The organism is Salinarchaeum laminariae (assembly GCF_023204835.1).
In the GTDB taxonomy this organism is placed as follows: domain Archaea; phylum Halobacteriota; class Halobacteria; order Halobacteriales; family Salinarchaeaceae; genus Salinarchaeum; species Salinarchaeum laminariae.
The window spans coordinates 441,162-464,413 of sequence record NZ_CP096270.1; the positions used below are offsets into that span (position 1 = coordinate 441,162).

Annotated in this window: 19 protein-coding genes; 6 read left to right on the forward strand and 13 right to left on the reverse strand. The window is 67.1% G+C overall.

Going from position 1 to position 23,252, the window contains the following annotated elements; translation table 11 throughout:
• Nucleotides 1-3 precede the first annotated feature (3 nt).
• The 4 genes from MXF70_RS02150 to MXF70_RS02165 all read right to left on the reverse strand — a co-directional run bounded on the left by MXF70_RS02150 (nucleotide 4) and on the right by MXF70_RS02165 (nucleotide 3,768).
• A complete protein-coding gene (locus tag MXF70_RS02150) occupies nucleotides 4-1,710 on the reverse strand; it encodes a phytoene desaturase family protein (protein ID WP_248516986.1) in 1,707 nt (568 codons plus the stop codon).
• A gap of 375 nt (nucleotides 1,711-2,085) precedes the next feature.
• The gene (locus MXF70_RS02155) at nucleotides 2,086-2,409 is read right to left on the reverse strand and encodes a tRNA-binding protein (RefSeq protein WP_248516987.1); all 324 of its coding nucleotides are present in this window, start codon (nucleotides 2,407-2,409) and stop codon (nucleotides 2,086-2,088) included.
• 58 nt (nucleotides 2,410-2,467) lie between these two features.
• Nucleotides 2,468-3,229 carry a proteasome assembly chaperone family protein gene (locus MXF70_RS02160; RefSeq protein WP_248516989.1) on the reverse strand — a complete coding sequence of 254 codons (762 nt, stop codon included), beginning with the start codon at nucleotides 3,227-3,229 and terminating at the stop codon, nucleotides 2,468-2,470.
• A gap of 113 nt (nucleotides 3,230-3,342) precedes the next feature.
• Nucleotides 3,343-3,768: a dihydroneopterin aldolase family protein gene (locus MXF70_RS02165; protein WP_248516991.1), complete on the reverse strand. Its 426-nt coding sequence runs from the start codon at nucleotides 3,766-3,768 to the stop codon at nucleotides 3,343-3,345.
• Between the two features lie 615 nt (nucleotides 3,769-4,383).
• Between MXF70_RS02165 and azf the strand changes: the two genes are divergently transcribed.
• Nucleotides 4,384-5,157 carry an NAD-dependent glucose-6-phosphate dehydrogenase Azf gene (gene azf, locus MXF70_RS02170; RefSeq protein ID WP_248516992.1) on the forward strand — a complete coding sequence of 258 codons (774 nt, stop codon included), beginning with the start codon at nucleotides 4,384-4,386 and terminating at the stop codon, nucleotides 5,155-5,157.
• A 52-nt stretch (nucleotides 5,158-5,209) separates the two neighbouring features.
• Here the strand turns inward: azf and MXF70_RS02175 are convergent, their stop codons facing one another.
• The gene (locus MXF70_RS02175; protein ID WP_248516994.1) at nucleotides 5,210-5,371 is read right to left on the reverse strand and encodes a YccF domain-containing protein; all 162 of its coding nucleotides are present in this window, start codon (nucleotides 5,369-5,371) and stop codon (nucleotides 5,210-5,212) included.
• Between the two features lie 105 nt (nucleotides 5,372-5,476).
• A complete protein-coding gene (locus MXF70_RS02180) occupies nucleotides 5,477-5,881 on the reverse strand; it encodes a VOC family protein (protein WP_248516995.1) in 405 nt (134 codons plus the stop codon).
• Nucleotides 5,882-5,992: 111 nt separating this feature from the next.
• Between MXF70_RS02180 and MXF70_RS02185 the strand changes: the two genes are divergently transcribed.
• Nucleotides 5,993-6,379: a hypothetical protein gene (locus MXF70_RS02185; protein ID WP_248516997.1), complete on the forward strand. Its 387-nt coding sequence runs from the start codon at nucleotides 5,993-5,995 to the stop codon at nucleotides 6,377-6,379.
• Here MXF70_RS02185 and MXF70_RS02190 read toward each other — a convergent pair.
• From MXF70_RS02190 to MXF70_RS02200, 3 genes are all read right to left on the reverse strand, one after another.
• Nucleotides 6,376-6,993, reverse strand: coding sequence for a DUF309 domain-containing protein (locus tag MXF70_RS02190; RefSeq protein WP_248516999.1), 618 nt, complete (start codon nucleotides 6,991-6,993; stop codon nucleotides 6,376-6,378). The two genes, MXF70_RS02185 and MXF70_RS02190, sit on opposite strands and share 4 nt — an antisense overlap.
• A 57-nt stretch (nucleotides 6,994-7,050) precedes the next feature.
• Entirely contained in the window at nucleotides 7,051-7,299 is a 249-nt protein-coding gene (locus MXF70_RS02195; RefSeq protein WP_248517000.1) for a DUF6199 family natural product biosynthesis protein, read from the reverse strand.
• An 82-nt stretch (nucleotides 7,300-7,381) separates the two neighbouring features.
• A complete protein-coding gene (locus MXF70_RS02200) occupies nucleotides 7,382-8,164 on the reverse strand; it encodes an alpha/beta fold hydrolase (RefSeq protein ID WP_248517001.1) in 783 nt (260 codons plus the stop codon).
• 506 nt (nucleotides 8,165-8,670) lie between these two features.
• Between MXF70_RS02200 and MXF70_RS02205 the strand changes: the two genes are divergently transcribed.
• From MXF70_RS02205 to MXF70_RS02215, 3 genes are all read left to right on the forward strand, one after another.
• On the forward strand, nucleotides 8,671-9,537 hold the full coding sequence (locus tag MXF70_RS02205) for a DUF4397 domain-containing protein (RefSeq protein ID WP_248517002.1): 867 nt from the start codon (nucleotides 8,671-8,673) through the stop codon (nucleotides 9,535-9,537).
• A gap of 326 nt (nucleotides 9,538-9,863) precedes the next feature.
• The gene (locus MXF70_RS02210; protein ID WP_248517004.1) at nucleotides 9,864-10,109 is read left to right on the forward strand and encodes a DUF7127 family protein; all 246 of its coding nucleotides are present in this window, start codon (nucleotides 9,864-9,866) and stop codon (nucleotides 10,107-10,109) included.
• On the forward strand, nucleotides 10,106-12,370 hold the full coding sequence (locus tag MXF70_RS02215; protein WP_248517006.1) for a CDC48 family AAA ATPase: 2,265 nt from the start codon (nucleotides 10,106-10,108) through the stop codon (nucleotides 12,368-12,370). The genes MXF70_RS02210 and MXF70_RS02215 overlap by 4 nt, the downstream gene beginning before the upstream one ends.
• Before the next feature lie 277 nt (nucleotides 12,371-12,647).
• On the opposite strand, the gene MXF70_RS02220 is transcribed toward MXF70_RS02215, so the two are convergent.
• From MXF70_RS02220 to MXF70_RS02230, 3 genes are all read right to left on the reverse strand, one after another.
• Complete coding sequence (locus tag MXF70_RS02220; RefSeq protein WP_248517007.1) at nucleotides 12,648-14,180, reverse strand: flippase; 1,533 nt, start codon at nucleotides 14,178-14,180, stop codon at nucleotides 12,648-12,650.
• Between the two features lie 228 nt (nucleotides 14,181-14,408).
• Nucleotides 14,409-15,857: a right-handed parallel beta-helix repeat-containing protein gene (locus MXF70_RS02225; RefSeq protein WP_248517009.1), complete on the reverse strand. Its 1,449-nt coding sequence runs from the start codon at nucleotides 15,855-15,857 to the stop codon at nucleotides 14,409-14,411.
• Nucleotides 15,854-17,959: an asparagine synthase-related protein gene (locus MXF70_RS02230; protein WP_248517011.1), complete on the reverse strand. Its 2,106-nt coding sequence runs from the start codon at nucleotides 17,957-17,959 to the stop codon at nucleotides 15,854-15,856. The genes MXF70_RS02225 and MXF70_RS02230 overlap by 4 nt, the downstream gene beginning before the upstream one ends.
• A 469-nt stretch (nucleotides 17,960-18,428) precedes the next feature.
• Here MXF70_RS02230 and MXF70_RS02235 point away from each other — a divergent pair, with 469 nt between their 5' ends.
• Nucleotides 18,429-21,302: an autotransporter outer membrane beta-barrel domain-containing protein gene (locus MXF70_RS02235; RefSeq protein ID WP_248517013.1), complete on the forward strand. Its 2,874-nt coding sequence runs from the start codon at nucleotides 18,429-18,431 to the stop codon at nucleotides 21,300-21,302.
• A 144-nt stretch (nucleotides 21,303-21,446) separates the two neighbouring features.
• Here the strand turns inward: MXF70_RS02235 and MXF70_RS02240 are convergent, their stop codons facing one another.
• A complete protein-coding gene (locus MXF70_RS02240) occupies nucleotides 21,447-23,078 on the reverse strand; it encodes an alkaline phosphatase family protein (RefSeq protein ID WP_248517015.1) in 1,632 nt (543 codons plus the stop codon).
• Nucleotides 23,079-23,252: the final 174 nt, after the last annotated feature.

A 23,252-nucleotide genomic window follows, 5' to 3' on the forward strand; every position in this document is an offset into this window, starting at 1 on the left:
GGTTCAGGCGCCGTAGTCTTCGAGGACCTTCGTCGCCGTGTGTTCGCCGCCGATCAGACACATCGGCACGCCAATCCCCGGCGACGTGTAGGAGCCGGTGAAGTAGAGGCCGTCGACGGCGTCGGAGCGATGCGACGGCCGCATGACCGCGGTCTGGGTGAGCGTGTGGGCCAGCCCGAGCGCGGTGCCGCCCGGCGCGTTGTAGCGCTCGCCGAACTCCGAGACGGAGAAGGTCTCCTCGACGACGATCCGGTCCCGAACGTCCTCTCCGGCGTGCTCGGCGAGATCCGCAAGCACCTGGTCGCGGTAGGCCTGGCGCGTCGCCTCGTCGTCCTCGAGCCGGGGTGCGATCGGGACGAGTACGAAGAGATTGGAGTGCCCCTCGGGCGCCACCTCGTCGTCCGTAACCGAGGGAGCGCAGACGTAGTAGGCCGGATCGTCCGGCCAGGCAGGCTCCTCGAAGATCTGGTCGAAGTGGCCCGACCAGTCCGTGGGCAGGACGAGGGTGTGGTGGTCGAGGTTCGGGACGTCGCCCTCGACGCCGAGGTAGAGCAGGAACGCGGAGGGCGCGTACGTGCGATCGTCCCAGTACTCGGGCTCGCGGTCGCGCCGGCCCGCTTCGAGGATCCCCGTCTCGACGTGGGCGAGGTCGGCGTCGGAGACGACGACGTCGGCAGGGACCGCGGCGGTGGTCGACCCCCCGGTAGCCGGTCCTCCGGTGGCCGTTCCTCCGTTCGGTGCGGCTGTCGGATCGGTCGATTCGTCCGAATCTGTCGCGTCGGCCGCGTCTGCGTTCCCGGGGACGAGCCGTCGGTTCCCAGCCGGTGGACCGTCTTCGGCCAGCGCGATCGCAGGCGGGATCTCGCCGGGAATCTCACTCGCGGGATCGAACCCGCCGGTGTCCCGGGTTCGGGCGACGTCGAGGCTGAACCCGCCGCGACGGCCACGGATCGCGGTCACGTCGCAGTTGACGCGGTACTCGACGCCCAGCTCCGTTCCGAGCTCGACGAGCGCATCGACGACGCCGCCCATCCCGCCCTCGGGGTACCAGACGCCGAGGCCGAAGTCGACGTGGCTCATCAGGTTGTACAGCGCCGGCGTGTTCGAGGGCGAGCCGCCGAGGAAGACCAGCGAGTACTGGACGATCTGGCGGAGCTTCGGGTGCTCGAAGTAGTCCGCGACGTGGTCCTCCATCGAGCCGAGGAAGGAGAGCCCGCGGCCGTGTTTCGCGAGCCCGGGATCGAGCCAGTCCTCGGGGCGCGAGCGGTCCTCGTACACGAAATGCTCCATTCCGGCCTCGTAGGTGCGCTCGGCCTCCGCGAGGTAGCGCTCGAACGCCGCGCCGGCGCCGTCCTCGTACTCCTCGAAGAGCGGGATCGCAGCGCGTGGATCGGCGGGAATCTGGACGCTGTCGCCGTCCTTGAAGAAGATCCCGTAGTGAGGATCGAGGTGTTCGAGGTCGTAGAAGTCGGTTGGCTCGCGATCGAAGTGGGCGAAAAAGCGCTCGAAGACGTCGGGCATCAGATACCAGGACGGCCCCATATCGAAGCGGAACCCGTCGCGGTAGAGGCGGCTCGCCCGCCCGCCGAGCTGTTCGTTGCGCTCGTAGACGGTGACGTCCGCGCCGGCGTCCGCGAGGAAGCACGCCGACGCGAGCCCGCCGAAGCCGCCCCCGATCACCGCGACGGACTGCTCCCCGATCTCGGTCATGCCACCGACTTCGGAGCGCCGGATGTTAAACAGTCACCATCCGGCGGGCCACGCCACCGCGATTTTCGGGGCCCCGCCATCCCGCAACGAACCGCGACCGCCACCGCTCGACGCTCCGTGACGCCGTCCACAGGGGTTTCGCGTCCGATCGGCCATCCACCGGAGCGCAGCCCCGTCAAAAATCAACAGGGCGGGACTGGAAGGGGCCGACCGCTCGCCGTCGCTGGCGACGCAAGCACTGGAACGAGGGAGCGAAGCGACCGAGTGAAGCGCACAGCGAGTCAGCGACGGCGAGCGGGAGGGGGCTTCCGAGCGGTTTGCGGTTTCAGCGGTAGCGAGAACGGAGCCGGCAGAAACGAGCAACAGACCAGCCGATCAGTACAGTTCGCCGCCGAGTGGAACGGCCGAGTCCGGAGCCACGAGCACGGGGTTCCCATCCTCGTCCGGAACCCCGATAGTCAACGCCTCCGAGGTGAAGTCAGCGATCTGCACGGTCCCGAGATTCGTCGCACAGAGCACCTGTCGACCGGGAAGTTCGTCGATCTCGTAGTTGAACCCCAGCTGTGCCGCGGAGTGCACGATCTCCTCGCCGAGGTTGATCTCGAGTTTCACCAGCGCCTCGGTCCGGGCTTCCTCGAAGGGCTCGGCGTCGACGATCTCGCCGACCTGGAACGTCGTGTCGAAGGGGCCGTCGCTCATGGAGGTGCTGATGGCACGTGCGGTGAAAACTGTACGCCTCCCAGCCGCTCGATCCGACTCAGCCGATGTAGCGCAGATCGTCGTCGGTCGCCGCGGGCGCCTGCTGTTGTTGCTCCATCTCGCGGATCTTGCCGACGACCTCCTCCATCTCCTCGGCGCGATCCTCCAGATCCTCGTCGTCGACCTCGATCTCGAGGACTTCTTCGAGCACCTCCAGCACTGCCTGTGCGGACTTGGGATCGACGAGATAGCCCGAGGTCTCGCCCATGAGACAGGCGGCGTCGAGACCGCGGCGGGCGCCCATCCCGAGCAGGAGGCCGCTGACGCCGACGATGCCGCCGGCGGGCTCGTCCTCGCGGAACTCGACGCCGTATCCTTCCAGGGTCTCGACGATCTCGTCGCTGCTGGCAGCACCGAGGACGTCGTACTCCTCGATCAGTTCACCCGTGGGGACACCACCGAGCGCGTAGACCTCGCTCACGTCGAACTCCGCAGCGAGGTCGAGGATTGCGTCGGTGAGGTGGTAGTGGCCCTCGTTGCTCTGGGCCTGGTGATCGCCGGTGAGCAAGAGGAGGTCACGCCCCTCCGTGGAGACGGCGTGGAACTCCGCCGCCGCGAGGCTCGCGACGCCGTCGTCGGCGACGGTGACCTGCGGCGGGAAATGCTCGGAGTGGATCCGGCAGACCGTCTCTGCGTCGAGCTCCTCGACGAGATGCTCGGCCGTCAGCTTGCCGACGTGCCCGACGCCGGGCAGCCCTTCCACCAGCACCGCATCCTCGAGGTCGACCTCTGCGGGTCGCTCGATCTCGAACTCGTCCATGCCCAAATCGGAGGGATCACGGCGTATCAACGCGTCGGTCGCGGGACAGGTCTGGGGGCTAGAACGGCCCGTTCGGGTGCGGTCGATTCCGCCGAACCGTTCGAACGAGCCGGTTACTCCCGCTGGACGTCCGCCAGCGACATCAGCGGGTAATCGCCTGCCGTCGCCATCTCGGCGCGGACGGCGACCCCCTCGCGCTCGATTTCGATGGTCGCGTCGAACAGCGTGCCGGTCAGTTCGGTGTAGTCGGCCTCGTCGGTGGCATCGCCAGCCGCGGATTCGGCGTCGGAACTGGAATCGGTCGGGGACTCCTCGTCGAGCGGATCCAGACCCGCGATTGCGCGCTCGATCCGGTCCTCGTGGGGGTGGACCTCGACGTTGGTGCAGAACGGCTGGTTCTCGATCGACTCCGCCATCGCCGTCGCGAGGCTGTCGGCGCTGTCGGGGGAGACCGGGGTGCCAGCGAACTGGTGGTAGAGCGCGCCGAACTTGATGCCGGCCTCGAAGGCGGCCTGCTCGGCGTCCGTGGGCTCGGGCATGGAATTGCGTGGGTCCGCCTGTGGCAAGTGCGTGCCGGTCGAACGGATCAGATTGACGGGGAGAGAAATTGCTCGTGAGCGTGGGAATTGCTTGCACCGAGAACCGCCAGGAAGCCCCCTCCCGCTCGACCGTCCGCGACTCGCTGTGCGCTTCCCTCGCTTCGCTCGGTCCAGTGCTTGCGTCGTCGAGGACGGATCGACCGGTCGGCCCCTTCCAGTCCCACCCTGCCTGGGTGTCCCAGGAGCGAGGAGCTGTGGATCGCCCAACGGAGCTCTGCGGTAGGGGTTCACCAGGCACGCTCGGTGGACATCCCCTCGTGCTACACTCCCCGGAAGCACGCTTGGGCGGGACTTCGGAAGGGGCCGACCGGTCGACCCGGCCCCGGCGACGAAAGCACCGCAGCGAACGGAGTGAGCGAGGAGCGAAGCGAGCCGCGGCCGGTCGAGCGGGAGGGGGCTTCCGTAGGCAGTCGCGGTGACTGTCGGCCTCGCGCGATACACCGGGATTTCATTCCCACGTCAATCAGCTCCCGATCGTCGTTTACCCACTCGCTCACACACCACCGCTCGAAGCGTAACCCCCTTATCGGGCCCATCCGTGGCTCCGGTCGAGCGATGGACGAACCGGTCGTACTGACGGGGGCAGGAGGTCGCGTCGGAACCGCGATACTCGAAGGGATCGGCGAGGCGTACGACTGGCGGCTGTTCTATCACAGCCACCCCGACGAGGTGCTCGTCGACGGCGAGGTCATCGTCGGCGACGTCACCGAGGAGGAGAAGGTCCGCGAACTCGTCGAGGGCGCCGGCGCGGTGATCCACCTGGCGGGCGACCCGCGACCGGAAGCGCCCTGGGACAGCGTCCTCGACAACAACATCCACGGGACGAAGGTCATCATGGAGGCCGCCGCGGAGGCCGGCGTCGAGAAGGTCGCCTACGCCTCCTCGAACCACGCCGTCGGCGCCTTCGAGACCGACGAGCGCACGCCAGAGATGTACCGCCCCGAGGACGAGTTCCGCCTCGACGGCTCGGAGTTCCCGCGCCCCTCGAATCTCTACGGCGTCTCGAAGGCCACCGGCGAAGTGCTGGGCCGCTACTACTACGACCACTCCGAGATGGACGTCGTCTCGGTGCGGATCGGCAATCTCACGCGGGGCCATCCCCCGAAGGAGTACGAGCGCGGCCAGGCGATGTGGCTCTCCTACCGCGACTGCGCGCACCTCTTCGATCGCTGCCTCCAGGCCGACTACGAGCACGCGATCGTCTACGGCATCTCCGACAACGAGCGCAAGTACTACTCGCTGGAGAGCGCCCGTGAGGTGCTGGGGTACGACCCCCAGGACGACTCGGCGGAGTTCACGTTCGAGGGCGAGCCGAAAGACGCTCAGTAGACTGCAGCCGTCCGGCGTTTTCTCGGCAACCGAAGCGAATCTCGAAGTAGGCTCACCCGCCCAGCGTCATCACGTTCCAGGTCTTGGTCGCGGCGTACGCGCCGATCGGGAAGAAGATAATGCTCAGCATCAAGATCAGCGACGCCGCGAACCAGAGCGCGGCCAGCCACCACCCGATCAACATGAACCAGACGATGCGGATGAGGACGTTCACGGTCGGTCAGAGGGCCGCGGCGCAGTTGGCGCTTGCTACCGATTCGAAGCACGATGGTGACGACGTTGGCCATCGACACGGCTCCCCCCGGGACCGCCGCACCGATCAGTTCTCGTCGGTCAGTTGCGGATACGCGACCTCCCACAGATGGCCGTCCGGATCCGCGAAGTACCCGGAGTACCCGCCCCAGAACGTGTCCGCTGCTGGCTTGACGAGCTCGCCGCCGGCCTCGGCCGCTTCCTCCAGCACGTCGTCCACTGCAGCCTTCGTTTCGACGTTGTGCGCGATCGTCACGCCGGCGAAGCCCGAGCCGTCGTCGGGGACGATGGCGTCCTCCGCGAGCAGCTCGCGAGGATAGAGCGAGAGCCAGGTGCCCTCCAGTTCGAAGAAGGCGACGTCGGCGTCGGGCTCGCGGTCCTGCATCGGCAGTCCGAGCCCGTCGCGGTAGAACCGGATCGATTCCTCGAGGTCCGTGACGCCGAGCGTGACCAGCGAGATGGAGGGATCCATACGGAGCGTACGGCGCACCGATGGATAACGGTATGGCCCCTCGCGTACGAGCGGCCCGAAGTACGAACGAGAGGACTGGATTTTTTGGCGCGGCAGGAGCTGGATAGAAGCATGATCCTTCCACTGCCGGAGGAGCGGGCGGCGTGGGTGGACGCCCTCGAAGCGATCTACGAGCTGCAGCTGGACCGGGAGCGGCCGGTCGCTTCCAGCGGCGAATCCGAGCACGCCTACGCCGTGGGGCTCAGCGTCGAGCGCATCGCCGGGGAGGCGGACCTCACACGCGAAGCGATACGCGACGCACTGGACGTGCTCTGCGATCTTGGGCTCGCTGCGGGGAACGTGTCGGACGACACCCTCGACGACTTCGGACTAACTGCGGACGGGATGGCGATGGCGCACAGGGTCAAGACCGAACGGCAGCACCGACGAACCAATCAGCACCTGCTGGGCATCTCGGTACACTTGCTATTGGTACTGACGTTCGCTATCGCCCTCTAGCTCCCCTCGAACAGCCCCTCGACGTCCCGGTCCCGCGCCTCCTCCCGCTCAAGGTGCTCCGCCAGCCGCTGGAGGACGATCCCCCGCGAGGCACCCGACGTGACGAGATCCGCCAGCAGCGCCCGGAACCGGCCCTCGTTCTCGGTAGTCCCCTCCGCGAGCCGCTCCGCAGCCCGCTCGCACACCGACACCTCGAAGCCGTAGTCTTCCGCGACCGTCGCCGCCGCGATCCCCAGTTCCGCCGCCGACAGCTCGCCGACCGAAATCACGTCGCCGTCGATCGCCAGCGGCCAGGCCGGAGCGCGTTCGATCCGCTCGGGATCGGCGGCGAGCAGGCCGAGGTACTCCCGCGCTCTCGCGACGTCGACGCCGCGGTAGTCCGCGGGAACCTCGGCGAGGTAGGCCGATCCGCTCTCGGCCAGCCCCACCGCGCCGGCCCAGTTCCGGTTCGTCGCGTGGTGGACGGCCGCGGTGTACTGGATCAGTCCGTGGAGCAGCCGCTCGTCGGCGGTGCCCGTCTCGAGGTCGAGCCAGTGGGCCTCCCAGGCGTCGTGGGCGGCGTGGTACTCGCCGGCGTTGTAGACGGCGAGGCCGGCGCGGAGGCGCTGGTCCATACTCGCACTCTGCGGGGCCGCGACCAAAAGGAATCGTCTCTCGGCGGATCGTCGCGACTACAGGTGCGGCATCGCCGCGATCGCCGCCCCGATCGCGAGGACGACGACGCCGGCCAGCCGGACGACCCAGTGGGTCCAGTCGGGGAGCTCGTGGATCCGATCGCCCTCGCCCCACTCGCCGTGGCGGCCAGAAGTCGGATCGAACATGAACCACTGGAGGCGGAGGACGGCCTCGGGCTTGAGGAGGAGCGCGAGGCCGAGGAATGCGGCGAGCGCGATCGCGAGATACTCGCGGATCGTGTACATAGACGGAGGCAGTCACTCGGGGTCCAAAAAGCTACCCGAGCACCTCGCTCGGGACGCCAGACCATCGCCGGTACACGAGCTCCTACAGATCCAGGTCGCCGGTGAACCGACCCAGCGCGGAGTTGAACGCGTCGGGCTGTTCGAGCATCGCCATGTGTGCGGCGTCGTCGACGATCGCGAGCGCGGCGTCGGGTAGCTCGCTCGCCAGGAACTCGTGATAGCGCGGCGGCGTAAGCTGGTCATTCTCGCCGACGATTGCGAGCGTGGGCACGTCGATCTCGCCGAGGCGATCCCGCACGTCGAACGCGTGGCAGGTCAGGAAATCGCGCTCGGTGACCGCGCGGCCCGTCTCGCGCATGACTGACTCCGAGGCCTCGACGAGTTCTGGATCGGGATCCGCGAACAGCCGGCCGGGGGCGTGGAGAAACTCGATCGCGCGATCGAAGTCGTCGGCGAGCCACTCGCGAAGCGACTCCAGAACGGCGAGGCGGGCGCCGGTGCCCGCGAGCACGAGGCCGTCGAGTGAGAGCTCGTCGGTGCGCTCGAGGGCGACGTGGAGTGCAACGGCGCCACCGAGGGAGTTGCCCGCGACGATGCTGGCGTCCGTCGCCTCGGCGACGGCGACGACGTCGTCCGCGTAGGCGGCGAGGGTTTCGTAGCCCGAATCAGCGTCGACGTCGTCCGATTCGCCGTGCCCGCTGAGATCGAGCGCGACGACCGGCCGATCGTCGGCGAGCCGGAACTGGGACCGCCAGATGGCGTGGCAGCCGCCGCTACCGTGGACGAGCAGGACCGGCGACTCGGAGCCGCCGTGGTCGGAGAGTCGGTAGGCCGTGGACCGACCCTGGTGGCGAACCGTTTGCATACTCGAACAGTAGGGGCCCGCCGGGATAAATCGATCCACGTACGGACAGGCTCGTGAGGCCGACCGGCCTGGCGGAGATCGCGGGAGAGTGTGTAAGAGAGGCAGGGGTGAAAGGAGCGGATGAGAGAGAATGCGAAAGGAGTGGAAGGAGGGGGTAGGAGGGGACGAGTGAGGAGGAGGGAGGATATGAGAGAAGAAGACGGCGCAGCACAGCACGGATCGACGGAGCCTCGCCAGCGGACAACGAGAACAGCGATCGAAGAGAGTCCACGCCCCACGCTTCGAGCGACGAGACGAGACGAGACGTCAGGTGCAGCGGACTATTTCGTTCATCCAAGCTGGCCATACTGGCTTCGATTCGACCACAGTCGGTGACTGAAGATGTGTAAGATATGTTTTGCTTAGTCGCATTTGAGCGACCGTTCCTCACACGTATCAGAATATAACAAAGACGTGTACGCACAAACTGCTGGAGTGTGTTGTCTTCGAGACCAAACACGGTGACCGTGGTACTGCTCGCGATCGCGCTGGTCGGTGCTGCCCTGGCGGTGGGCGGCGTCGCTGCGATCGACGCCCAGGACGATGGCGAGATGCAGAACCAGACCGACAGCGCGAACGAGACAGATCTACAGCAATCGGCTTACGTCAGGGCGGTTCACGCCTCGCCGGATGCGCCGGCAGTCGACGTGTTGGTGAATAACGAGACGGTGTTGTCGAACGTCTCCTTCGGTGACGTCAGCGAGTACCTGACCGTGGAGGCGGGCACCTACAACGTCACGATCGCCGCGGCCGACGACCCCGATACCGTCGTGTTCGACGATGCCGTCACCTTCGAACCCCGCTCGGTGACGTCGCTCGCCGCCAGCGGCGAGATCAGCGAGGACGCCGACACGACGTTCGAGCCGGTGCTCTTCGAGGACTCGGCGTTCACGCCCGCGGAGAATGAAAGCGCCATCAGCATCGCGCACCTCGCGCCCGACGCGCCCGCCGTGGACGTGACCGCCGGGAACGGGAGCGTCGTGCTCGCGGACGACGTGACCTTCCAGAACGCCTCCGACTACGTGACCGTCCCCGCGGGGAACTACACGGCCGAGATCAGGGCGGCGACGGAGGACAACAACGGCTCGATCGTCACCACCGTCGACGTGTCCCTCCACGGTGAGACCGCGTACACGGCGTGGGCCGTCGGCTACCTGAACCCCGACGAGGCGCCCGCCGATACGCCGTTCGAGGTGCTGCTGACGGAGGACGCCACGATGACCCTCCAGCTGCCATCCGACGACATGGGCGAGATGGAAGACGGTGAGGAGGACGAAGCGGAGAACGGAGAGAGCCAGGAGGACGAGGAGAGTCAAGACACCGAGGAGGAATGACGCCAGCGATCGACGCAATCGACCGGTCGTAGCGGCCCCGAGAACTCATTTTTCGGTCGTTCGCCAGGAGAGTGCGACGAGTGGCGGAACGCGGATCGCCGGTACTGCACTCCGTGAGGCGACGGGCTGCTCGGACAGGAGCGACCGTACGATCCGGCACTCAAGAGGGGAAGCTCGACGGAACGCTCACTCGCAATCGCCGCGGCAGAACTCCGTGAACTACAAATCCACCGCAAACCAAGGACAAGCCGTGGAATCGGTCGCCATACCCGGATTAGTTCAGCGACAACTTTAAATACTAATCGCACTTACGTAGGGTTAGTCGAATGGAATTACAACAGTTCACCGCAGACGACGATCAGTCGATCCGCTCCGTCCGTCGGGACGGCGGACAGACCGTGGTCGCGGACTTCGGCCTCGACGCGAGCGACGCGTCGGTGGACGTGGTCGGCGACACCGCGATCGTCATGCACGGCGAGGAACAGACCGATATCGACCTCCCCGAGCCCGCTGCACGAGCGTTTATGCAGAATGGCGTGCTAACGATTGAATTGGAGGAGGACGAAGAATGAGACTGACTGTCAAACCCCTCAAGCAGAAGGACGCCGGCCGCGGACTCGCCGCGGTCGATCGCGCTTCGATGCAGGAGCTCGAGGTAGAGAACGGCGATTACGTACTCCTCGAGGGCCCGGGCGAGGGCAAGGCCGTCGCCCGCGTCTGGCCCGGCTACCCCGAGGATCGGGGCAAGGGCGTCGTGCGCGTCGACGGCCGGATCCGCAAGCAGGCCGGCGTTAGCGTCGACGACCGCGTGAGCGTCGAGGCCGCGGACGTCCAGCCCGCCGAATCGGTCACCGTTGCGCTCCCGCAGAACCTCCGCATTCGCGGTAACATCGGCCCACTCGTGCGCGACAAGCTCAGCGGCCGCGCCGTCGCCGAGGGCCAGACCGTTCCGTTCCCGCTGTCGTTCGGCCCGCTGTCGGACTCCAGCCAGGCCGTCCCGGTGAAGGTCGCCGAGACCCAGCCCACCGGCACGGTCGTCATCACCGACTCGACGGAGGTCGTGGTGAGCGAGACGCCCGCCGAGCAGATCACCGAGTCCGGCGACGGCGCCCACGAGGGCGTCCCGGACATCACGTACGAGGACATCGGTGGTCTCGACGGCGAGCTCGAGCAGGTCCGCGAGATGATCGAGCTGCCGATGCGCCACCCCGAGCTGTTCCGCCAGCTCGGCATCGATCCTCCGAAGGGCGTATTGCTGCACGGCCCGCCGGGGACCGGCAAGACGCTGATGGCCCGCGCGGTCGCCAGCGAGATCGACGCCCACTTCCAGACGATCTCGGGCCCCGAGATCATGTCGAAGTACTACGGCGAGAGCGAGGAGCAGCTCCGGGACATCTTCGAGGATGCCCAGGAGAACGAGCCGGCGATCATCTTCATCGATGAACTGGACTCCATCGCGCCCAAGCGCGGTGAGGCCCAGGGCGACGTGGAACGCCGCGTCGTCGCGCAGCTCCTCTCCCTGATGGACGGCCTCGAGGACCGCGGCCAGGTCACCGTCATCGCCGCGACGAACCGCGTCGACGACATCGACCCCGCGCTCCGCCGCGGCGGACGCTTCGACCGCGAGATCGAGGTCGGCGTCCCGGACCGCGAGGGACGCCGGGAGATCCTGCAGGTCCACACCCGCGGGATGCCCCTCGCGGACGGAATCGACCTCGACGAGTACGCAGAGAGCACGCACGGGTTCGTCGGCGCGGACCTCGAATCGCTGACCAAGGAGGCCGCGATGAACGCGCTCCGGCGCATCCGCCCCGAGATCGACCTCGAGGAGGAAGAGATCGACGCCGAAGTGCTCGACTCGCTGCAGGTCAGCGAACGCGACTTCCGCGAGGCCCAGAAGGGTATCGAGCCCTCCGCGCTCCGCGAGGTCTTCGTCGAGGTCCCCGACGTCACGTGGGAGGACGTCGGCGGACTCGAGGACACCAAGGAACGGCTCCGCGAGACGATCCAGTGGCCACTCGAGTACCCCGAGGTCTTCGAGGAGCTGGACATGGAGGCCGCGAAGGGGGTCCTCATGTACGGCCCGCCGGGCACCGGGAAGACGCTGCTCGCCAAGGCCATCGCCAACGAGGCCCAGTCCAACTTCATCTCGGTGAAGGGGCCCGAGCTGCTGAACAAGTTCGTCGGAGAGTCCGAGAAGGGCGTCCGCGAAGTGTTCAGCAAGGCCCGCGAGAACGCCCCGACCGTGGTGTTCTTCGACGAGATCGACGCCATGGCCGGCGAACGCGGGCAGTCGTCCGGCGATTCGCAGGTCGGCGAGCGCGTCGTCTCCCAGCTCCTGACCGAGCTGGACGGCGTCGAGGCCATGGAGGACGTCGTCGTCATCGCGACGACGAACCGCCCCGACCTCATCGACAACGCCCTGCTCCGACCCGGTCGCCTGGACCGTCACGTCCACGTGCCCGTGCCTGACGAGGAGGCCCGCCGGAAGATCTTCCAGGTCCACACCCAGGACAAACCCCTGGCGGACGGGATCGACCTCAACTGGCTCGCCCGCGAGACCGAGGGCTACGTCGGCGCCGACATCGAGGCCGTCACCCGCGAGGCCGCGATGGCTGCCAGCCGCGAGTTCGTCCGCTCCGTCCAGAAGGACGAGATCGCCGAATCGGTCGGCAACGTCCGGATCAGCAAGGAGCACTTCGAGCACGCTCTCGAAGAGGTCAACCCCAGCGTGACCAAGGACGTCCGCGAGCGCTACGACGAGATCGAACAGCAGTTCGATCGCGACGAGCCCGAGCCTGCCGGCGGCGAGCCGAGCAGAACGTTCCAATAGAACCTTTTTCCGAGGCGGGGTCGCGCGGCGACCCCGCCTCGCAAAAACGTTCATGAAAAAGGCCGTCCCGCGACGGCCGTCACCGCTACTTCTTTCCGCTACCGCACACCTCCGCTCTGCACAGCTACGCCACTGCACAGCCCCGCTTTGCACAGCTACGCCCCTGCACGGCTCCGCTCTGCACAGCTACCCCGCCGAACAGCTACCGCACCCCACAGCACGCTCCGCACAGCGAACGCCCTCAGCACAGCACAGCACAGCACTTCGGTCTTTTCGCTCAGTCTTGCCCCTCCGGCGGAAGGAACCGTCGGATCAGCGGAATCCGCACGCCCAGTGCGTTCTCCGCGAACTCGACGACGATCCGATCGTCTGCCTGGAGACAGCCCGTCACGGCGACGACAGCGATGCTCAGCAAGCCGACGATCACGAGCCACGGCAAGAGCGTGAAGATCGACAGCGAGAGATACTGGGAGGCCAGGTACGCCGGTGGGACGAGCGCGATCGGGAGCACGAGGAACGTTCGGACCGACCACCGCGAGAGCGGCGTGATGTCCCAGCGGTGCCAGAGGATGAGGCAGGCAGTGAGATTGAGGACGCCGTAGGCCGTCGCCGAGGCGATGGCTGCCCCGACGAGCCCGTAGGGCGGGATGAGCCAGAGATTGAGGACCACGTTGATCCCGAAGGCAGCGCCGTTGACGACGAGTAGGTACGTCGTTACGCCGAGCGCCGAGATAGTCTCGCGGTTCCGGCCGCCGATCGCGTTCGTGAAGAAGCCAACCGAGAGGATCGCCAGCGCGATCGGGGCCTCGCTGTACGCGCCGCCGAAGACGATCGCGACCACGTCGTCGGCGAACAGAACGAACGTCAACAACGCCGGGAACGTCACGAGGTAGATCCACTTCGTCGTGGTCGTGTAGATCGAGTCGATCTCCTCGTGTTCGTCGTCGGCGTCGAGCCGGGAGGCCAGCGGGAGGTAGAGGAAGCCGAAGGAGGAGATCACGATGATCAGGCCGTTCGCGATCGGGTACGCCGCGGCGTACTGGCCGACCTCGTAGGTGTCCCGAAAGTAGGAGAGCATGAGCGTGTCCGTCCGCGTCAGGAGGACCGTCAGGACGCCGGAAACGACGACCGGGAGCGAGAACCGACCCACCTCGCGGACGTGCGTCCGAATGCGCCCGCGCAGCGCGGTCAGCCGGTGGAGCAGGAGGAGCGCGACGACGAAGGACAGCCCCGCGGCCACGAGGTAGGCGTAGCCGGCAGCGAGGACGTCCAGTCCGACGTAGAGGAGCGCGACGAGGAGGACGAGCCGCGTCAGCGGGTATGCCAGATCCTGGGCGTAGATCCGATAGATGGCGTTGTTGTGGCCGCGGATCGCGGCGACGGTGATCTTCATCCCGACGACGAAGGGCAGTGCGAGCACGAACAGCGCGAGCATCCGCGGCGAGTCGGCGCGGGAGAGCAGCGTCTCTGTCAGGAACTCGACGTTCACGAGCAAGAGTGCCGTCAGCGCGAGCGCGACGACGCCAGTCACCACCAGTCCGCCGAGCCAGACGCCACGCCGGTCGGCCTCGTCGTCGAACCGCGAGACGTACCGCGGAACGCCCTGTGAGAAGCCGACGAGCGAGGCCGTCGTCGCGAACGCCAGCAGCGCGAGTCCGACGGACACCTCGCCGTAGGCGTCCGGCGAGAGCACCCGTCCGATGATCACGCGCTCGCCCAGCGTCGTCAACGAGCCGACGAGTTTCCCGATCGTGACGAGTCCCGCGCCCGTGAGCAGCGTCGTCAGGTGCTGTTCTCGCGTGGTGGTCACGCGTCGGGCTCACTCCGGAGCGGTGGCTGCAGAGCCGAATCCGTCGTCGGACGAGGCGCCGCGGCAGTCATGTAACGGAGACGTGTCCGGTAGTCAGCCATTGTTATAGCCGTGCTACGGGAGTAGGCAGATCGTATTTCCGCGGTGAGTTGCCCAGTAGTGGCGTCTCGCCGTGCCCAGCGTCAACGCCGCAGACCCACATCGCGACGCCATCGGACTCCGCGCCCGTCAGAGGCGGTTGTTCGTTCGCGTGAGCTGGGAGTCGTCGAGCACGAGCGGGTCGCCGGTGACGTCGATCTCGGAGTCCCTGAGCGTCGAGTCGGTCAGGCGAACGAGATAGATGCCGTCCCTGTTCGATCCGGACTGCTGGACGTGGAGCTCGTCGAGATGGCAGTTCCCCCGATCGGAGATCTGGACGGCGGCACCCTCGCTGGAGCTGCCGGTCACGCGCACGCGCTCGAAATCGATCGACGTGTCGGTCGCGTCGTGCTGGGCAGTCTTGACGTGGACGGCGGGGTAGTCGTCGACGGAACACTCGATGTCGACGTCCCGAATCGTCGCCGACTCCATCATCGGCTCGATGACGAGCCCGCCGTCGGTGTAGGTGAGATCGCTCATCTCGATCGTGCAGTTCTCGACGAGGATCGACTCGCCGTGGCGCAGCCTGATTCCGCGCATATTTCGAAATCCCTGGGGAGAGCGCGTACAGCGAACGGTCACGTCACGAACCGTCGCGGGGCTGCTGACGCGGACGCTGGCGATGCCGTTGTTCTCGTAAAGGCCTCCGACGACTTCGATCGGCCCGTTCGAGGGCGAGGCGTAGAGGCCGTTGCCGGGGAATCCCGAGACCTCGCAGTTCTCGAAGCGGAGGCTCCCCTGGTTCGCCGGACCGACGAGGACGCCCACGGGGTTGGGCTCGCGGCCGCCGTCGGGCATTCGCAGATTGCTGACGACGCCGCTTCCCTCCGGATCGGTCACGTCGAATCGCGCGGTTCCACCGATTCCCTTCACCGACACGTCTCGCACGGTCAGCCCGTCCTCGATCTGGGCCTGGATCGGTCGCGGTGCGGTGTCCTCTGCGGTACAGTCGAACGTCAGTCCCTCGAACAGGAGATCCGACGCGTCGTGGTTCGGGAGTCCGAAGACGAAGAGGTAGCCGAAGTCTCCCTCTTTCGGGACGATCGTCGCGTTCTGGCCAACGACGCCGAGATGTTCGAACGACGGTAGCTCCCAGAGGTCGTCGAGCAGATACTCGCCCGGGGGGAAGTACAACAGCGTGTCGTCGCCGGCATGCTCCTCGAGCATCGGGACGATCGACGCCTCGGCCGTCGGATCGGCGCCGCCGTCCGCGACCACGTCGACGACGGTGCCGTACTCCTCGGTGTATGGAATCGACTCGGGGTCCGTTCCCGGTTCGCCGTCGGTCTCGTTGGTCGGATCTGCGTCGTCGCCGTCGGAGTCGCCACCCGAACAGCCCGCGATCGCCGTCGCGGCGCCCACTGCACCGAGTCGGAGGAGAGTCCGCCGATCCAGGCGACGCGTGACGGGGTTCGAGCGGCTCGACCCGTTCTCCGATCGGCTGGAATCGCTCTTGGCTGGCGTGGCCGGGGGTCGTGGAGCTCCGCGGTCGCTGGCAGCGTCGTCGCCGTCGCGGTCCGTGCGGGCGTCGTCAGTCATCGTTCGACTCGTACGCTTGATCCATCCGATCCCGCGGGTTCGGTGCTCTCTGTTGCGTCGTCGAGGCCCGGCCCCGTGGGCCCGGCTCCGTCCGGTGTAGCGTCAGCCTGAGTGGTGGCGCTGGTGCCAGCACCGGGAGCACCTGATTCACCGCCGTGAGCACCCCTTGACGGAGCGCGAGCGGGACGCTCGACGTCACCTCCCTGCCCCAGCGTGCTCGCGAGACTCGTGACGGTCGCCAGATACTCGAGCTGGCCGGCGTCGTACGCTCCCGGGTCCGAGATCACGTCCGTTGTCGCTTCTGCGGAGAGACCGGCGGCCGTCAGCCGCGGGAGATCCGCGCGGATCGCGTCGGCGACCGACCGTGCGTCCGCGGTGTCGCTGGTCACGAGATCGACGACGCGGTCTCGTACTCCGGGGTACCGTTCGAGCGCGTCGAAGACGAACTGCTTCGCACGATAGCGGCGGGTGGAGATCGGCGCCCCGTAGTTGGGGTAGGGCAGGTCAACCAGGCCGGGATCGAGGCGGTCCAGAATCGCGGACTGCAGCCGTCGGTACGCCTTCTGATCGTCCGGGCAGTTCATCGCGTACTCGAAGACGGGGAGGGCGTAGAACGGCGAGACGCTCCATGCGTAGTAGCGGTTCCGGTCCTCGCCGTGGAGCAGGAAGTTGATCCCGCGCTCTCTGATCAAAAAGTGGACGTAGCGCCGCGAGCGATCGGCCTCGGGGTAGCTGTCGAGCCGCTCGGCGACGGCGGCGCGGATGGCGTCGGGATCGACGTTCGCGATCGCGGCCGCGTCCGAGAGCGGCAGACGGCTGTTCGCGTCGATCACGTGCTCGACCAGGGCGGCTGTCGAGTCGAACTCCGACGCCGGCTCGAGCCCGACGAGGAGTTTGTCGCCGCCGTCGCCGGTGACGTAGGTCGTCGTGCCGTGGCGATCTCGGAGCTGCTCGAAGAAATCGAGGATGAAAGCCATGCCGAGGTAGTTCATCCCCTGCTTGGTCGCGAGGAGCGTCTCGCGGCGCTCCGGCGAGGAGTCGATCTCGTGGAGCGTCCAGTCGAGGTCGAGGTGGGCAGCGACGGCACCCGCGGCCGCGACCTCCGGGGAGTTCCGATCGCCGCGACGCTGGAAGGTGGCGGCTTTGGTCGGGGCGCTGCCGGTCGCGTACGCGGCCGCAACCGTCCGCGAATCGAGCCCGCCGCTGAGCGAGACGACGGTCTGGCGATCCGGATCGGCCCGTCGTCGGCACGCCGTCCTGATGCGATCGACCAGCTCGTCGGCGTTGTCCGCGACGCTCCGATCGGCGTGCGCACACGTCTCGAAATCGTGCTCGTAGAGGGAGTCGATCTCCACGCCAGGGAGATCCGCTGCAGTCCCTGGAACGGAATCGGCCGACTCGGGCTCGTCGGGATCGGCCCGAAGCCGGACCAGCGACCCCGGTGGGATCGATCGGACGCCTGCGAACGGCGTCCTGGTGCCAAGCGGGTAGCCGAAGGCGAGGAGCTGTCCGACAGCGAGCCGATCGAGCGAGAGGGATGCGTCGCGGCGGCGGGCGAACTCACGGACGAAGGCGAGTTCGCGCGAGCAGACAACCGTTCCGTCGATCGTCGCACAGTAGGCCGGCAGGCGTGCGAAGGCGTCGCTGACGAGCGAGACCTGCTCGCCGTGCACGACAGCGATCAGGAAGTCACCGTCGCGGGCTGCGATCCACTCGCGGAGCCCGTCGGTGTCGTCGGCAGCGATCAGCGCGGCGACGTCCTCGAGCTGGTCGTCGAGATCCGCATCGACGTCGTAGAGCCGGCCCTCGAGAACGACAGTTCCGTGATCGGTGTCGACCCGGTGGATCGGATACCCCTCGTAGCCGGTCGTACCGAGAATGACATCCGAGGCGGAGTCTGCAGCTTGCGTGCCGCTCTGGGACGGATGGGCGCCGTTCTGCGACGCGTGATCGCCGTCCCCGGAGCCAGCGGGAGGCCCCGGCGACGTGACGTCGAACTGCTCGGCGTGATAGTGATCGAACCACTCCGTGGTATCGAGCGAACCAGCGACCGCTCCCTCGATTGCGCCGGCGTCACCGAGCGCAACGCTGAGTCCTGGCATGAGCTACGGGGCCCCACGAAGCAGTTCGCCTTTGTAACGACGCGCGTGTTCGGCCCGTAGGATCGGCGTACCGGGGCGGCTGGGACTGTTCTTCGGAGATCCGCAGTGGTGGCGGCCAGCGGATCCCGGTTCACGCCGCCGTCGCGCGCCCAGCAGGCGTGACGCGTGCATCGTGCCTGTAGCTACCTCAACGAGAGCGGTATGCCCCGATTACTGGGGGTATGGTCGGCCAACGCGGCCAGACTATCGAGGCCGACCATCTCGATGCTGACCGCAAAACCGGTGGGATGACCGGTTCCGTAGGCCCGCTGGAGCGAGGAATTAAGCCCGACGTACCATCAACGAACGGCTGCGTCCCAACAGCTGGACAGCGACTGGTACGTATCCGGCCGTAGGAGGCGTGCAAACCAGCCAACGGCAGGCCGTTCTGGTGAGAACGATTAAGAGAGTAACAGCGTCCTACCGGGCCATGGCACGAAGGCCAGATTCGAACGGTGGCGATACCGGCGACCCTACTACGAGCGAGGAACAAACTGCTGGGGGAGCGGGGGAGGATACCGAGCGGAAAGACGACCCTACCGAGCCTGACATCGAAGAGTCGACCCTGATCGACCGTCGCAACGCGATGAAACTGCTCGGCGGCACCGCAGCGGCCGTCGTGGGGCTCGGCGCTACGGCGACGGCTGGCGCCGCGGAGTCCTACGAGCTGATCGAGGTCGGCGAAGACGAGGCCTACACGGTGAGCCTCGGCAGCGGCGACACGCTCGAGAACGTTCTGATCGACGTGAGCGCGAACCGTGCGGACGTACACATCGGCGCCGACGGCGACGGCTGGGAGATTCGGAACGTCGCAATTCGCGGTGCGATCGACATCGGCGACGACAGCCCCGGTGGCGACACCGCCGAGCAGGAAGGTGGCTACAACTCCGTGTTCACCTGCGACGCCAGCGCCGGCGGCACCGGACTGATCGAGAACGTCTATCTCGGCGATGGGCTCGCGCCCGGCGTCGACAAGTCCGCGCTGGTCACCGCGACCAATCACGAGGGGCACATCGACGTGCGGAACTTCAACTGCGGCGGCTTCTCGACGACGTGTTTCTACGTCTCCGGGTTCGGCCGCGAGGGAACCGGGGGCTCGATGACGATCGAGAACTCCTACTTCGAGAACTCCTCCTCGGCCCACATCCGGCCCGCTGGGAACGTCACGATCCGCAACTGCGTCGTGACGAACACCAACGAGGTCGTCTACCTGCCCCGGACGTTCGGCGGCGTCGAACAGGCGGTCACCTCCCGTGGCATCTGGACGAGCTACAGCGGCTCGACCACGCTCGTCGAGAACTGCGACATCGACATTCGCGAGGAGAACACCTGCGAGGCACCGTGGGACTACTCGGGTCCTTGCCAGGCAAACGCAGTCTGGGCGAGCGAGGCGGGCATCGATCTCGTGGACTGTGAGGTCCGCGGGACCGTCGGCGGCAACGTCAACGAGTCCGGAACGGGATCGAACCCCGACCTCTCGCTGCCGAGTGGCTGTCCCGCAGATCCGAAATCTGCTGCGAACGGAACCGCGGGCGACGGATCCGGTGACTCCGGGTCCGGTGGTTCGGGAAATCTGGACAGCGGTAGCGACGGTAGCGTCATCACGATCACCGGCGGCAGCGGCTCCAACGTCGTCACGTACGCGTTCGAGGTCAGCGACACCGTCGAACTCGGCGCGGACGCCAACGACGAGGACACTGTCTCCGGCTCGACGGCGACGGGCAAGCTCGCGGGTGGCTCCGACAGCTTCCGGTTCACGGAGACGGTGACGGATTTCGCCGCTGACGGCGACGTGACCGTCAGCATCGACGGGCAGGCCGTCGACCCCAACGAGCTGGCGAGCGACGGCTCCTACCGAACCGACGACGGCGAGGAGACGAGCGAAGAGGAGGAGCCTGTCCTCTCTCGCTCGATCACGCTCTCCGGAGGCTCTCAAGAGGAGACTGTCGAGTACACATTCTCCGTGAGCGAGGCCGTCGCGAAAGGCGAGCGCGCCAACAGCGAAGAGTCCGTTTCCGACACCACCGCGAGCGGCTACCTCATCGGCGGGACGGACAGCTTCGAGTTCGCCGGCGAGATCACGAGCTTCGACGCGACGGCCGACCTCACGGTCACCGTCGATGGCGAGGCGGTCGATCAGGCGGCACTCGGCGACGACTCGGAGGACAGTTCGGGGACTGAGGAACCGCTCCCGAACGGACTCTCGATCACCGGCGGGAGCATCGACAGCCCGACCGAGTACGCCTTCTCCGTGAGCGACGCGCTGGCCGAGGGCGCGAACGCCAATAGCGAAGACACCGTCTCGGGCACCGACGCGGACGGGCTGGTCGTCGGTGGGACGGACGACTACGAGTTCGCCGGCGAGGTGACGAGTTTCTCGACGACCGGTGACCCCACCGTCACCGTCAACGGCTCGACGGTCGATCCCGCCGAACTCGGCGACGGCTCCGGCGATTCGACGGACGATGGGCCCGACCTCTCTCGACGACTGACCGTCTCGGGTGGCAGCGCTTCGAACACCGTCGAGTACACCGTCACCGTCACCGAGGCGATCGCGAAAGGCGATCGCGCGAACAGCGAGGAGTCCGTCTCCGGCACCACAGGCCACGGCTACGTCATCGGTGGAACGGACAGCTTCGAGTTCGCCGGCGAGATCACGAGCTTCGACGCCTCGGATACCGTCTCGCTGACTGTCGACGGACAGACCGTCGATCCCGCCGATTACGACAGCGAACCCGACGATGGCACCGACGATGCCCCCGACCACTCCCGATCGCTCACCGTCTCGGGCGGGAGCGCGTCGAACACCGTCGAATACTCCGTCACCGTCAGCGAGGCCGTCGCGAAAGGCGATCGCGCCAACAGCGAAGAGTCCATCTCCGGCACCACAGCGAGTGGCTACGTCGTCGGCGGAACGGACAGCTTCGAGTTCGCTGGCGAGGTGACCAGCTTCACCGCTTCCGGGGACGTCTCGCTCACAATCGACGGCGAGTCCGTCGATCCGTCGTCCTTCGGCGACGGCAGTAGCGACGACAGCACAGACGAGGACACGGCGCCCGAGCTGACGAACTCCATCAGGCTCTCCGGTGGCAGCATCGACAGCCCGGTCGAGTACTCCTTCACCGTCAGCGAGGCGGTCGCGAAAGGCGATCGCGCCAACAGCGAAGAATCCGTCTCCGGCACCACGGCGAGCGGCTACGTCGTCGGCGGAACGGATAGCTTCGAGTTCGCTGGCGAGATTACGAGCTTCGAGTCCTCTGGCGATCTCTCGGTCACCGTCAACGGCTCGTCGGTCGACCTGTAGGCTGCCGCCATCGCGGCGGAGAGCCTCATCGTGATCCGTTCTCCACGTGTCTCCACGCTGGGGCGCGATCCGCACACGCCCCGCATTTCTCCGCTTGCTCACGCGCTCATTCTACGCATTCTGACTCCCCGAGTCCTCACTCACTCATTCCATGTAGCCGAGCCCGCGGAGTCGCTCCTCGACGGACCCCATATCGTCGGCGGAGTCCGCGCCATCCGCAGTCGCTGGGGCGTTCCCAGCCTCGGCATCGGCTGCCGTACGGACCGCCGTCTCTGCCGGCACAGTTCCAGGCGCAAACAGCTCCGTGAGCACCCGGCCGTCGACGCGATCGGGGACCGGCTCGCCGAGATCGTGTAGCAGTGTCGGTGCGAGATCGTAGACGGTTGCGTCCGTCGGGGCCGCACCCGCTTCGATCGAATCGCCCCAGGCGAGCAGGACGCCGTCCATGCGGTGGCCCGCTGCCATCGTCCCAGCCTCGGAGAGGACGCCGCGCCCGCGCCAGCTGTTGACGGCCTCGTAGCCATCGTGTCCCTCGATCGCGAGGTCTGGCGAGTCGGGATCGGCCGGGAACAGTTCGTCGCCATCCACGACCTCGAGCACGCCCTCGCCGGTCGCCGGATCGGTGATCGACCGGAGGACGTTCGCGACGGCGTCTGTGACCTCGGAGACCTCCTCGGGCGGGACGATTCCCGAGTCGAAGCGCTCGGTGTCGTTGACGTAGACGTTGCCGGGGCCGTGGACGAACGCCTGCGTCGCCGAAAAGTCGACGTCGTAGAGCACGTCGTCGCCGGGCAGCTGGCTCGCGACGCGATCGACGAGGGATCGCGGCAGGTGCGAGAGAATCGTCTTCTGGTCGACGCCGACGCGATCGAGCGCGCCAAGCACCCGGTCGCGGTCGATGCCGAGGCCTTCGAAGGTGCGCCGCGTGCCCGAACTCGACACGCCCTCGAGAAGCCCCGCGTCGGCGAGCGCCCGATTCGGCGCCACCGTCGTCTCGACGGGACCGAACCCGTGGTCGGAGACGACGTAAAGCGTCGCGTCGTTGGCCTCGGCCTGCGCCATCGCCTCGCCGACGATCTCGTCGAGATATCGGTAGTGGTCGAGGAGGACGGACTCGTCCCAGACGAGATGCTGGAGCCGGTCGGGAGCCGTGTAGACGAAGAAGAACAATTTCCAGGGCTCGCGGTCGATCAGCGTCCGCATCAGCGCGCGGCGGTTCTCCACGAGCGACTGCAGATCGGTCCGGAACTCGGGCGTCGCGCCGTCGTACTCCTCCCAGTAGAGCCCGATCTGGTAGTCCGGAATCGCGTCGTCGATCTCGTCGGCGAGCTCGGGTGGCGCGGTGAACCCCTCGTCGTCGGTATCGGGCGTCATCAGGCCCGCGACCATGCTGCCGTCGATCTCCCGAGCCGGGTAGGTCATCGGGACGTTGCCGACGACGGCCGGCGAGAGGAGATCCCAGAGAAACGGCCCGGAGACGTCGTTCCCGGTGTACATCCGGTGGCTGTAGGACGACGAGAGGTCGCGCCAGCCGTAGATGCCGTGTTTGTCGGGACCGACGCCGGTGGCGATCGACGGCCACGCGAGCGGCGTCGTCGCGGGCGTCGTGCTCTCCATCGGCCCGGCGGCGCCCTCCTCGAACAGCCGAGCGACGTTCGGTAGCTCGCCCGCCGCAGCCCACTTGCTGAGGAGATCCCATGGGACGCCGTCGAGTCCGAGAACGAACGCGTTTCCGCCGGACTCCGCCGTCCGATCGGCGTCGTCCGACTCGTTCACGTCGGTCTGGGGACTCGGTCTGCCACTCATCGGTCGAGAGTACTGCTGAGGAACTGGTCGCCGTGAATGACCTGGTCGTCGCAGACGGTTCCCCGGGCGATCGCTAGACTCGGTCGGTGTCGTGCGCGCATCGGAGTATCTACCGGGCGGTATCCCGAACCGGGCATAGTTATG